This window comes from Actinomadura meridiana (genome assembly GCF_039537545.1).
Lineage (GTDB): Bacteria > Actinomycetota > Actinomycetes > Streptosporangiales > Streptosporangiaceae > Spirillospora > Spirillospora meridiana.
In genome coordinates, this window is record NZ_BAABAS010000020.1 from 179,794 (window position 1) to 190,726 (window position 10,933).

Annotated in this window: 12 protein-coding genes; 4 read left to right on the forward strand and 8 right to left on the reverse strand. The window is 69.4% G+C overall.

What is annotated here, in order from left to right:
* Nucleotides 1-73: 73 nt before the first annotated feature.
* From ABD808_RS26850 to ABD808_RS26860, 3 genes are read right to left on the reverse strand one after another with little or no spacing between them, the layout of a single operon-like run.
* Entirely contained in the window at nt 74-883 is an 810-nt protein-coding gene (locus ABD808_RS26850; RefSeq protein ID WP_344901877.1) for an endonuclease/exonuclease/phosphatase family protein, read from the reverse strand.
* A 59-nt stretch (nt 884-942) separates the two neighbouring features.
* A complete protein-coding gene (locus tag ABD808_RS26855) occupies nt 943-1,329 on the reverse strand; it encodes a cupin (RefSeq protein ID WP_344901880.1) in 387 nt (128 codons plus the stop codon).
* A gap of 30 nt (nt 1,330-1,359) precedes the next feature.
* Nucleotides 1,360-2,775, reverse strand: a complete 1,416-nt coding sequence (locus ABD808_RS26860; RefSeq protein ID WP_344901883.1) for an amidase — start codon at nt 2,773-2,775, stop codon at nt 1,360-1,362.
* A gap of 101 nt (nt 2,776-2,876) precedes the next feature.
* Here ABD808_RS26860 and ABD808_RS26865 point away from each other — a divergent pair, with 101 nt between their 5' ends.
* Nucleotides 2,877-3,545 (forward strand): TetR/AcrR family transcriptional regulator, encoded by a 669-nt coding sequence (locus ABD808_RS26865; protein ID WP_344901886.1) that lies wholly within the window; start codon nt 2,877-2,879, stop codon nt 3,543-3,545.
* 64 nt (nt 3,546-3,609) lie between these two features.
* Here the strand turns inward: ABD808_RS26865 and ABD808_RS26870 are convergent, their stop codons facing one another.
* Both ABD808_RS26870 and ABD808_RS26875 read right to left on the reverse strand, forming a co-directional pair.
* Entirely contained in the window at nt 3,610-4,194 is a 585-nt protein-coding gene (locus tag ABD808_RS26870; RefSeq protein WP_344901889.1) for a Uma2 family endonuclease, read from the reverse strand.
* Nucleotides 4,195-4,468: 274 nt separating this feature from the next.
* Nucleotides 4,469-5,374, reverse strand: coding sequence for a LysR family transcriptional regulator (locus ABD808_RS26875; RefSeq protein ID WP_344901892.1), 906 nt, complete (start codon nt 5,372-5,374; stop codon nt 4,469-4,471).
* Between the two features lie 85 nt (nt 5,375-5,459).
* Between ABD808_RS26875 and ABD808_RS26880 the strand changes: the two genes are divergently transcribed.
* The 3 genes from ABD808_RS26880 to ABD808_RS26890 all read left to right on the forward strand — a co-directional run bounded on the left by ABD808_RS26880 (nt 5,460) and on the right by ABD808_RS26890 (nt 7,835).
* Nucleotides 5,460-5,906 carry an ester cyclase gene (locus tag ABD808_RS26880; RefSeq protein ID WP_344901895.1) on the forward strand — a complete coding sequence of 149 codons (447 nt, stop codon included), beginning with the start codon at nt 5,460-5,462 and terminating at the stop codon, nt 5,904-5,906.
* A gap of 53 nt (nt 5,907-5,959) precedes the next feature.
* Nucleotides 5,960-6,727 carry a GNAT family N-acetyltransferase gene (locus ABD808_RS26885; RefSeq protein WP_344901898.1) on the forward strand — a complete coding sequence of 256 codons (768 nt, stop codon included), beginning with the start codon at nt 5,960-5,962 and terminating at the stop codon, nt 6,725-6,727.
* Nucleotides 6,728-6,980: 253 nt separating this feature from the next.
* A complete protein-coding gene (locus ABD808_RS26890; RefSeq protein ID WP_344901901.1) occupies nt 6,981-7,835 on the forward strand; it encodes an SAM-dependent methyltransferase in 855 nt (284 codons plus the stop codon).
* 69 nt (nt 7,836-7,904) lie between these two features.
* Here ABD808_RS26890 and ABD808_RS26895 read toward each other — a convergent pair whose 3' ends face one another.
* Genes ABD808_RS26895 through ABD808_RS26905 form a run of 3 tightly spaced genes read right to left on the reverse strand, consistent with a single transcriptional unit; the run spans nt 7,905 to nt 10,916 of the window.
* Nucleotides 7,905-8,390: a flavin reductase family protein gene (locus ABD808_RS26895; RefSeq protein ID WP_344901904.1), complete on the reverse strand. Its 486-nt coding sequence runs from the start codon at nt 8,388-8,390 to the stop codon at nt 7,905-7,907.
* Nucleotides 8,387-9,427, reverse strand: coding sequence for an LLM class flavin-dependent oxidoreductase (locus tag ABD808_RS26900; RefSeq protein ID WP_344901907.1), 1,041 nt, complete (start codon nt 9,425-9,427; stop codon nt 8,387-8,389). The genes ABD808_RS26895 and ABD808_RS26900 overlap by 4 nt, the downstream gene beginning before the upstream one ends.
* Before the next feature lie 13 nt (nt 9,428-9,440).
* Nucleotides 9,441-10,916, reverse strand: a complete 1,476-nt coding sequence (locus tag ABD808_RS26905) for an MFS transporter (RefSeq protein ID WP_344901910.1) — start codon at nt 10,914-10,916, stop codon at nt 9,441-9,443.
* Nucleotides 10,917-10,933 lie beyond the last annotated feature (17 nt).

Genomic DNA, 10,933 nt, shown 5'->3' on the forward strand with positions numbered 1-10,933 from the left:
TCACAAACACTTTGAATAGCAGTGACAGAGCAAAGGCCGGGCCTATGAGCCCGGCCTTTTCACATCACTCCCGTCAGTAGGCGCCGTAGGGCTGGCCGCCGATGCGGAACTCGGCCCAGACCGCCCGGTGGTCGCTGAGCTTGTCGCCGTCCAGGACGACTCCATAATCGGTGGTCCACTCGGCGGGAAGTGTCGTGTGGATGCGGTCGCATCGGTAGGCGAGGCCGCCGTTGGTGTGGCCGACAGTTGGGGTGAAGTCGCCCCAGTCGGCGCCGACATCGCGGAAACCGGCGGCGGCCAGTTCCCGGGCGGGGAGGGTGTCGAGCTTCCGGGCGGCCTTCAACGCGGAGATGCCCGTGGTGTCGGGGGTGTCCCCGATCGCCGCCGCGTTGAAGTCCGCCACGTAGATCGCGTCCAGGTGCCGATGGACGGCCGCCATCTCCGCCTCGGCCAGCCGCATGGTCGGGCTGCTGGGCGCCGAATGACCGACCAGGAAATGCATCGGCCGGGGATGCCCGGCCACCCGCATCTCGATGTTGGCGAGCCCGTGAACCCACGGCGGCCCGTGCAGGTACTCCGCCCCGACGACCGTCACGGCGGTGCTTTCCCGCACGAACACCGCGAGGTCGAGCCGGTAGAAGGGCGAGCGGCCGACGAAGCAGTAGGACATGCGCAGCTCCCGCGCGACCCGGCGCGCGAGTTCCGGCCCGTCCTCTCCCCAACCGGCCTCCTGTAACCCGATCAGGTCGAGGTCGAGCGACTCCAGCAGCTCGACCTGCTCCCGAAGCCGGGAGTCGCCCACCCGCCCCCGATCGTCCCCGATCCCGTCGAGCCCGCCCTCGAACAGGTTGTACGTAGCGACCCGGATGGTCGGCGATCCCATGGTGATCTCCCTCCCGGCCTTGTGTCGGCCGCTGAGTCACCATGGTCGTGCGAAAAACGTCAGACGGTCCGCTTCTCCAGGCGCGTGCCGCGCGGGAGGGTGATGGCCATGATGGTGCTGGGGACGTCCAGCTCGATGCGGTGCCAGCGTCCGCGCGGGACGATCGCGGCCGTCCCGGCCATGAGCCTGATCTCCTCCTCCCGCTGTCCCGGACGTTCCGGACGCAGGTAGAGGCGCAGCTTCCCGATCAGGCAGGACACGATCTTCTCGGCCTCGGGATGGGCCTCCCAGTGGTCGGCGTGGACGTCGGCGTCGCTTCTGGCGTAGAACGCCTTCACCTCCCAGCCGTCCTGCTCGACGGTGGTCGGCTTCGGCTCGGCGTGCACCTGGCCGTCCTCGTCCAGATGAATGAAGGACTCATAAAGCTCGATCGGAGCAACGGTCATACCGAAACACCTCTTCTGGGTCGGGTGGTTCTAGCGGTGCCAGACCGGCGGCTTACGGTCGGCCCAGGCCAGGGCGTCCTCCAGCTGCGCGCCGAGTCGCAGGAGCGTCGCCTCGTCGGCGGGACGGCCCGTCAGCGTCACGCCGATCGGCAGCCCGCCGCCGGTCCAGTGCGCGGGAAGCGAGATCGCGGGCTGCCCGGTGGCGTTCTGCAACGGGCCGTACGCCGCGTACTGCATGCTGCGGGCGAACTCGTCCTCCGGGTTGCCGGACGAGGTGAACCACCCGGCGGGGGGCGGGCCGAAGGGCGTGGTCGGTGACAGCACCGCGTCGTAGCCAGCGGTACGCGCGACGATCTGGCGGGACGCGGTCTCCATCACTCCACGGGCGGCGACCAGCCTCGTCGCGCTGATGTTCCGGCCGCGTTCGCGCAGCCACCGGGTGACCGGACGCAACAGCGGCTCGGCCTCGGGCGGCACCGGCAGCGACGCCGCGACGACCTTCCACACGTCGATGAAGGCGTCGGCGAACGCCGGATCCATGGGCAGCTCGATGTCGACCACCTCGTGTCCGAGCGCCACCAGCGCATCGGTCGCCACCTCGTAGGCGGCCAGGCAGTCCGTTTCTACAACGGCGTCAACGAGCGGAGTCGAGTACCGCCCGATGCGGAGCCGTCCCGGCTCCTGACCAGCACATTCGGTGAACGAGACCTCGGGTCGCGGCACCGTGGCCAGGGCGCCCGGGTGATCGACGGCCAGCGCGTCCAGCACCACCGCCGTGTCCAGGACCGTCCGGGTGACGGCGCCCTCGACCGCGACCCCGCCCGCGTCCGAGGGCAGCGGCCCGTTGAAGACGCGGCCCCTGGACGGCTTCAACCCGACCAGCCCGCACGCCCCGGCGGGAATCCGAATCGACCCGCCGCCATCGCTCGCGTGCGCGAACGGCACCAGCCCGGCACCGACCGCCGAGGCGGCCCCAGCGCTGGAACCGAGCGCCGAGCGGGCGGTGTCCCAGGGGTTGCGCGACTCGATGCCGAGGTCGGTCTCACCATGCGGGGCCAACGCGAACTCAGAGGTGACGGTCTTGCCGAGACTGATCGTCCCCGCAGCACGCAGGGCGGTCACCAGGGCGGCGTCCACGTCCGGCACGAACCCCTTGAACGCCCGCGACCCGTATGCGGTCGGCACTCCGGCGGTCCATGTCAGGTCCTTGATCGCGGTCGGCACCCCGTGCAGCGGGGGCAACGCCGCCCCCGACCGCACCATGCGCTCGGCCTCCCGCGCCCGAGCACGCGCGGCGTCCTCCGTAACAGCGACGAACGCACCCAACTCACCATCAAGGCGGCCGATGCGGTCCAGATAGTGATCAACCAACTCCACCGGGCTGACCGCGCCGCGCGCGACGGCCGCGGCCTGCTCGACGGCGGTGAGGTCATGCAGCTCTGCCATGGGACGTCTCCTTCACGTTCCGAGTCCTTGCCATCATTATGCACGCAGTGCGTGCAATGGTGCGTGCATAGGCTAAGTTGAGACAGACGGAGAGGGGTGACATGGCAGGCAGACGGCGCTGGACGACCGAGGAGATCCTGGACACGGCGGTGGAGATGCTGCGCACCGGCGACGTCCAGACGTTCAGCATGCGACAGCTCGCCATCGCGCTCGGAACCGACTCGTCCAGCCTCTACCGGCACTTCCGCACCAAGACCGAACTGATGCGCGCGCTCGCCGACCGGGTCGTCATCGCCGCGATGGCCGACTACCGTCCCGAGGGCGACTGGAAACAGCGCATCGTCACGTCGTGCCTGCGCATCTGGGACGCGTTCGCCGAACACCCCCAGCTCGCCACAATCTGGGGCCGCTACGCCTCAAGCGGCCTCGGCTCCCGCCTCGCCATGGAAGAGGCGCTCCAGGCCCTACAGGCCTCCGGCCTGCCCGACGAGGAGATCCCCGCCCACTACCACCGCCTCGCGGTCCTGCTCCTCGGCCTGGTCTCCGCCGGAACGGCGTTCAACGCCCTACGCCCCGAAGAGTTCGAACAGGGCCTGGAGTCCTTCCGCGTCGCCGTCCTCGGCGCCGACCCCGACCGCTTCCCCGCCCTCTCCCACTTCGCCCGAGACCTCCGACCAGTAGGCGCAGACCGCCGCGCCGCCTTCGAAGAAATCCTCACCACCCACCTGAACCACCTCCAATCCACCCTCCCCCAAACCCCCACCGGCTGACGGGGAGCAGCGCGGGGCCGCGCCACAAACCGAGAATGGCGGAGGCGGGGCGAAGCGGGACGGGTCAGCGCTCTCGGACGGCCTTGAGCTCGATTTCGAGGTCGAACGGCAAGGTGGCGGTGATCCGCTCATGGTGCACACCGGTGGCGACATACGCGCCGGTGGCGTCATCCAGCTCGTAGGAATAGATCGCGAAGGCCGGTGCGGTCTGGTCGGTCTCGACCCTCCAGTAGTGCCGGACCTGGGCCTCCGCGTACAGGGTGGGCTGAATCCGCCGGTCCTTGCGCTTGGTGGACGGTGACACCACCTCGACGACAAGAGCGACCATCTCGACAGGGATGGGGCGCTCGTAGATGTCGTGCTCGGCGGAGTACACGACGATGTCGGGGGCGATCTCGACCGGCTCCATCTCGTCATCGCTCAGCAGGACGTCCACATCGGTGTCGACCTGCCAAGCATCGGGAGCGGCGTCCTCGATACGAGTCGCCAAACGCCGCGCGATGCGCTGATGAATCGGACGGGGCCGTGGGCTCACGACGAGTTCTCCGTGGATGAGGCTCACACGTGCCGGGAGGTCTTCGGGCAGAGCCTCATAGTCTGCCCGAGTCCAGGTCTCACCGGACGGCAATGGGAGAGTCAGCGCGTGCATGGCTCGTGGCGCCCCCGTTGAGGTCAGTGCGGTTACTTAGCAGAGTACTGGCCAACGCGCTTCCGGTCCTCTCTCATGGCCAGGGTTAGGCACCAGCGATTCAGGCCGCCACCTCGGATGCGGGTCACGGGGTGTTCACACAGCTTGGCGAGCTTCGCCAAGAAGAAGGATCTGCTTGACCGGTTGTAGGTCAGGGCGCGTGGGCTGATGGTCTTTTCGGGCTGTCGGGTGCCGGGGGCGGCGCCGAGGCAGTGTGTGGGTTGTGGGTTGTGGGTTAGGAGGTTTGGAGGGTGGTGGCTTGGGTTTGGAGGGCGGTCACCATTGCTTGGGTCTGGGCGGAGGGGCGTGGGTGGGTTATGGCTACGGTGGCGCGGCCGGTCCAGTGGCCGTCGGTGACCGTTACGGTGCGGACGCCTGGTGGTAGGGCTGGGAGGGCCAGGTCGGGGACGACCGTGAGGCCCAGACCGGCGGCGACGAGGCCGAGGCGGGTCGACCAGTTGCGGGCGGTGTAGGCGATGTGGGGGTTGGAGAGGGTGGGCCAGGCTCCGAACTGTGGCGCGCCCGCTTCGCCGTCCCCGGCTATCCAGAGTTCCTGGGTCAGGTCCGCTACTGAGACGGCGGTGTGGTCCGCGAACCTGTGCGTGTCCGGGACGGCCACGCGAAGGTTGCCGTGGAGCAGGGTGGTTTGTCGGAGTTCGGTCAGATCGTAGTCGGGGAGGCCGTGGCCGACGCCGATGACGGCGACGTCCAGGCGACCGGCTCGGAGTCGTCGGAGCAGGGTGGGTGTGGAGGCCTCCTCCAGGACGACGGCGAGGCCCGGGTGGCCGGACATCACCTGTGCCATCGCGCGGGGCACCAGGGCCATGGTCGCGGTGGGGTAGGCGCCCATCGTGAGGCGGCCCGCGAGGCGATCGCGCAGCCCGGCCAGTTCCAGTTCGGTCGCCGCCAGGTCGGCGAGGATCTCCGTCGCGCGCCGGACGAGCACCTGGCCCGCCGGGGTCAGCGCCGCGCCGCGTCCCCTGCGGTCGAACAGGGGTGCTCCGGCGGCCGCCTCCATGGCGGCGACCTGACGGGACACCGCTGGTTGGGTGTAGCCGAGCATCTCGGCGGCGCGGGTGAACGAGCCCACGGTGGCGACCTGGTGGACGATGCGGAGACCAGTGAGGGTGAACTCAGCCATGGCCCAAGTATCATGCATTATGGTAATGATTTGGATGCCGAATCATCGTTGGACGGCATGGCTCGCAGCGGGCAGGCTGGGAGGCATGACACAACAATTCACGCGGGACGAGCTTGTGGCACGCCTGGTCCGGGCTGGTGAGCTGGAGGTATCGGGCGAGGATCCGGTCGAGACCGCGACGTACTTCGACACGGAGAAGTTCCGCTTCCACGGGCCGGACGGTTCCGAAGCCGACTTCGACGGGCTCAACGACTACTTCGCGGCGATCCGGGCCGCCTTCGACGACCGGTCGATCCGGCGCGGCATCGTGGTGGCCGAGGGCGACCACATGGCCTGCCAGACCTGGATCGAGGGGACCTTCGTCCGCGAGTTCACCCAGTCACCGGCCGGTCCGGTGCGACCCAACGGCGAACGTGTCGTGTTCGACCTGATCAACATCTTCCGCTTCGACGACCAGGGCCGTCTCATCGAGGAGTGGGTCCGCACCGACAATCGCGGCCTGCTGCGGCAGTTGGGCGCCGAAGGAAGGTGATTGGACGGCCACAGTCCCGTTTCCGGGCGTCAGGTCCGCCCTAGGATCACCGGGTGAAGATCCGATCTCTCGCGTTCCGGACGGATCTGGTGGTGCGCCGACTGGCCGGTTCGGTCATCGTCGATCACCCGTCCCACCAGGTGGTCCGGACGCCCGGCAACCCGTCCTTCTGGTGGGGCAACTTCGTCCTCGTGGCTCATGACGCGCTCCCGGAGGCTCCCGGTCTTTTCGCCAGGGAGTTCCCGGAAGCGTCTCATCTGGCGATCGGCGTGGACGGAACCAATGGCGAGGTGGGCCCACGCGCGGAATGGGAACGGCTCGGAATCAGTGTTGAGGTCGACGCGGTCCTTACGGCTTCCTCGCTCCGGGTGCCCACGCGGTCGGCGGAGGCCGAGCTGCGACTGCTGACCGGAGACGACTGGGGCCAGGTGGCAGCACTGCGGCTCGCCTGTGACGAGTCAAGACCGTCGAAGGACAACACCGCCTTCCGGACGGCGAAGCTCGCTGAGGAACGGCTGTTGTGCGAGGCGGGCGATGCCACCTGGTTCGGCGCGTTCGTGGACGGCGACCTGCGCACGAGCCTCGGCGTCGTCGACGACGGCCAAGGCGTCGCCCGCTACCAGCACGTCGAAACACATCCCGCGTTCCGGCGACGCGGCTTGGCTTCCGCGCTTGTCCATTTCGCCGGGACGGAGGCTGTCGCCAGGGGAGCCCGAACGCTGGTGATCGTCGCCGAGTCGGACGGCGCGGCGATCAGGATCTACCGGTCGCTCGGATTCGCCCAGACCGAACGTCAGGTCAAACTCCAGCGCATGGACTAGCCACCGGCGACCAGGGCGGCGATGTCCGCCGCCTCCGGCCCTGGGACCACGGTGCTGGCCCGTCGCAGCGGCACCGCATCCAAGAAGCCCAGCCAACGCCCTGATAAGGCACCTGGTCACACGCCAATGGCATAACCGCAATTGCGGAATCTGACACGTTTCCGACGCCTTGTGAAGAAGGTTCGGACAGAGCGCGGGATGGCCGACTACCGTAGTCTGTTCGTACAACTGCACTAGGGATCGGGAGCGCAAGGTGGCCGCCGAAGATCGTGAACCGCTGGTCGAGATCCGTCATGATGTGCCCGCGTCGGCACGGGTGTACGGATGGGCGCTGGGCAGCAAGGACAACTACCAGGTCGATCGCGACTTCGCGTTGAAGACCGCACCCGCGTTCCCCGAGGCGATCGACATCGCCCGGCAGAACCGGCTGTTCCTCTACCGGGCCGTCCGGTACCTGGCGACCCAGGCCGGAATCCGGCAGTTCCTGGACATGGGGTGCGGGCTGCCCACCGACGACAACGTCCACCAGGTCGCCCAGAAGTTCGCGCCCGACGCCCGCGTCGTCTACGTCGACGTCGACCCCATCGTCCTGGCCCATGGCCGCGCGCTTCTCGCCGGGAACGGCTCCACCATCGTCATCAACGCCGACTTCCGCGACGTGGACGCCGTTCTGGACCACCCCGACCTGCGACGGCTGATCAACTTCGACGAGCCGCTGGCGGTGCTGTTCCTCTCCGTCGGCCACCACCTGGTCGACGCCGACGACCCGCGCGGCCTCGTGAACGGCCTCATGGGCCGGTCGGCGTCCGGCAGTCACCTGGCGTTCTCCCAGATCGTCTGCTCCGACCCCGACCGGGCCACCGACCTGGACGCCCGGATGAAGGTCGCCGGGATCCCGTGGCAGAACCGCACCCGCGAAGAGGTCGACGCGCTCCTCCTGGACGGCCTGGACCCGGTCGAACCGGGCCTGGTCAACCTCGCCGACTGGCGCCCGGACCCCGACCAACCGCCCCTGGCGCCCGTCCCGGACGAACTGGTCCAGTTCGTCGGCGCGTCCAGAATTGCGCGGGACATGTGCGAATACGGCGGCGTCCTACGCAAGCCATAGCGACGTCCAACGCCTGCAAGAAGAGCGCCGAAAATGGCGTCAGGTTCGACGCCGATTTCGTGACGCGGCTTAGGCGAAGGTGCCTCGAAAGTACAGTAAAGGGTCGCCGGTGGGCGCGGCTCGGACGTGGCGGACCCGGCCGAGGACGATGTGGTGGTCGCCCGCGACCTGGTGACTGTAGAGCGAGCAGTCGATCCAGGCCAGTGCTCCCGACAGCATCGGGGAGCCGGTGGGGGACGGGCTCAGGTCCAGGCTCGTGAAGCGGCCCTGGTCGGACGGGGCGGCGAAGCGGCGGGCCACGTCGGTCTGGTCCGCGGTGAGGACGTTCACGCAGAACGCCCCGGAGGCGCGGATCCGCGGCCAGGTCCGTGACGTCCTGGCCGCGCAGAACGACACCAGGGGCGGCTCAAGCGACACGGGGACGAACGTCTGGCAGCAGAACCCGGCGGGCTCACCGGACGCCATGGTCGTGATGACCGTGACGCCCGTCGCGAAGTGGCCGAACACGTGGCGGAGCCCGGCCGTGCCGGTGTCGGCGACCGTGGTGGACGTCATGACCGCTGCCAGATGTCCTTGAGGGTGGCCAGGCGGCCCAGCCCGTCGAGGACGGCGGTGGTGTCGACGCCGAAGTCGATCAGGCAGGCGACCTCGTCGACCCCGATGTCGGTGAGCGTCTCCAGCAGGGGCGCGGCGTCCTCGCCCCGGCCGAACAGTCCGCCGGTGTCGAAGTAGCGGTCGAACGAGCGCCGCACCAGGAAGTCGACGTCCTCCGGGTCCAGGTCCGCGGGGTCGACGTCGGGGAGGAGGTCTCCGGACGCTCGCGCGATCAGGCCGATCGAGCTGCGGATGTACTCGCTGAACGGCGTCCGGACGATCTCCCGGACCGCCTCCCGGTCCTCGCCGAGGAAGGTGTGCAGCATGAGCGCGACCCGTGGCGCGCCGTCCCCGGTGTACGCCGCCCGGTAGATGGCGATCTTCTTGGCGAGGTCCTCGATGTCCTGGCCGAGGAGGTGGGTGAGCAGCCCGGCGCCGAGGGTGCCCGCCGCGCGGAACGTGTCGGGGCTGCCCGCGCTGGTGAGCCAGATCGGCAGTTCGGGCTGGACGGGGGCCGGATAGATCCGCACCTCGGCACGCTCGCCGGACCCGTCGGTCAGCTCCACCGTCTCGCGCCGCCAGAGCCGCCGCACAGTGTCGAGCGACTGGGCCATGACGTCCCGCCGCCCCGAGTAGTTGTCCGGTGCGAGGACGAAGTCGGTCGCGTGCCACCCCGGGGCGAACGAGAGTGACACGCGGCCGTCCGACAGGTTGTCGACCACCGCCCACTCCTCCGCGAGGCGGACGGGGTGGTGCAGCGGCGCGACCACGCTGCCCGCCCGGATCTCCACATGTTCGGTGATCGCCGCGACGGCCGCTCCGGCCACCGACGGGTTCGGGTAGATGCCGCCGAAGGGGTGGAAGTGCCGTTCGGGCGTCCAGACCGCCGTGAACCCGTGCCGGTCGGCGAAGCGCGCACCGTCGAGCAGCAGGCGGTAACGCTCCCTGCCCGGGGCGCCCGCTCCGTCGTCCGAGAAGTAGAAAAGGCTGAAATCCATTGCTCTCCTCCAGTCATTCGCTGGCTGTACCGGTGGGCTGCGGCTCCGGGACCCGCACCCGGGCGACGGTCGCGGGACGGCGCGCGGCGGTGGTGACCAGCACCGCGACCACCAGCGCGAGCACCGGGAACAGGTACGTCACCCGGACGGCGTCGGCCAGTGCCGCGCGGTCGGCCGCCGTCTGCGGGGACAGGCCGACCGAGCGCGCGGCGAGCTGTGCCTCCAGCAGGGCGCCGACCACCGCGCCGCCGACGACCTGGCCTCCGACCCGGCTCATGTTGAACAGTCCGGAGGCGGCCCCGGACAGGGCGGGGTCGACGTCGCGCATCGCTATCGCTCCGGGCGGCGCGGCCGCGACCCCCATGCCCAGGCCGAAGATCACGAGTCCGGGCAGCAGGCTCCACCAAGAGGCGTCCGCCCGCGCGAACACGGCGAAGTAGCCAATGCCACCGGCGAACAGCGCGAAGCCCGCGATCATCACGTACTTGCCGCCGAACCGGTCGATCAGGCGGCCCGAGATCGGGGACACGAACACCGAGATGGCGGGTGCCGTCGCCATGGTGAGCCCGGCCGTGAACGCGCCCATGCCGAGCGCCGACTGTAGATAGATCATGATGAGCAGGAGCATCGCGCCGAGGCTGCACGGCAGCGCCCACACCACCAGGCTCATCACGGTGAAGTTGCGGTCGCGGAGCACCTCGAACGGCAGCAGCGGTTCCCGGTCCTGCCGACCGCGCTCCACAAAAACGAAAAGCACCAGGAGCAGCACTCCCGCCGCCATCAGCTCCGGCGCCGTCGCCGGGCCGAGCACGCGGCCCCAGCCGTGCGGCTCGCCCTCCAGCAGCCCGTACACCACCATGAACAGGCCGACGGTGACGAGGCCGGTGCCGAGCCAGTCCAGCGAATGGCGGCGCTCGCCCGGCAGCCGCGGCACGACGACCATGGACAGGACGAACACCAGCGCGCCCAGCGGCAGGTTGATGAAGAAGATCCACCGCCAGTCGAGCACGGCGATGACCAGCCCTCCGGCGGTCGGTCCGATCGCGGCCGCCGCGCCGACCACCGACCCCCAGACGCCGAGCGCGACCCCGCGCCGCTCCGGCTCGAAGATCTTGGAGATCACCGAGAGGGACTGCGGGGTGAGCAGCGCGGCGCCGACCCCCTGCACCACCCTGGCCACGATCAACTGGCCGGGCGTCTGGGCCAGACCGCAGACGGCGGACGCGACGGTGAACACGGCGACGCCGCCGAGGAACAGCGGCTTCTGCCCGTAGAGGTCGCCGAGCCGACCGGCGTTGACCAGCAGCACCGCGTAGGCCAGCGTGTACGCGCTGCTCACCCACAGGATGTCGTCGACCTGCGCGCTGAGGTCCTTGGTCATCGACGGGATCGCGACGTTCACGATCGTGGTGTCCAGCAGAACGAGGCACTGGCCCAGGCACAGCGTGAGGAGCACGAGCCACGGGTTGCGGGTCGGCCGGTCCTTCATGGTTCCTCCTCGCCTCC

What these genes read in the sequence shown, in the direction of transcription:
- ABD808_RS26860 (WP_344901883.1), bottom strand. Translation starts at nt 2,775, where the DNA reads ATGGCAGAGCTGCATGACCTCACCGCCGTCGAGCAGGCCGCGGCCGTC.
- ABD808_RS26905 (WP_344901910.1), bottom strand. Translation starts at nt 10,916, where the DNA reads ATGAAGGACCGGCCGACCCGCAACCCGTGGCTCGTGCTCCTCACGCTG.
- ABD808_RS26870 (WP_344901889.1), bottom strand. Translation starts at nt 4,194, where the DNA reads ATGCACGCGCTGACTCTCCCATTGCCGTCCGGTGAGACCTGGACTCGG.
- ABD808_RS26855 (WP_344901880.1), bottom strand. Translation starts at nt 1,329, where the DNA reads ATGACCGTTGCTCCGATCGAGCTTTATGAGTCCTTCATTCATCTGGAC.
- ABD808_RS26900 (WP_344901907.1), bottom strand. Translation starts at nt 9,427, where the DNA reads ATGGATTTCAGCCTTTTCTACTTCTCGGACGACGGAGCGGGCGCCCCG.
- ABD808_RS26850 (WP_344901877.1), bottom strand. Translation starts at nt 883, where the DNA reads ATGGGATCGCCGACCATCCGGGTCGCTACGTACAACCTGTTCGAGGGC.
- ABD808_RS26895 (WP_344901904.1), bottom strand. Translation starts at nt 8,390, where the DNA reads ATGACGTCCACCACGGTCGCCGACACCGGCACGGCCGGGCTCCGCCAC.
- ABD808_RS26875 (WP_344901892.1), bottom strand. Translation starts at nt 5,374, where the DNA reads ATGGCTGAGTTCACCCTCACTGGTCTCCGCATCGTCCACCAGGTCGCC.
- ABD808_RS26880 (WP_344901895.1), top strand. Translation starts at nt 5,460, where the DNA reads ATGACACAACAATTCACGCGGGACGAGCTTGTGGCACGCCTGGTCCGG.
- ABD808_RS26865 (WP_344901886.1), top strand. Translation starts at nt 2,877, where the DNA reads ATGGCAGGCAGACGGCGCTGGACGACCGAGGAGATCCTGGACACGGCG.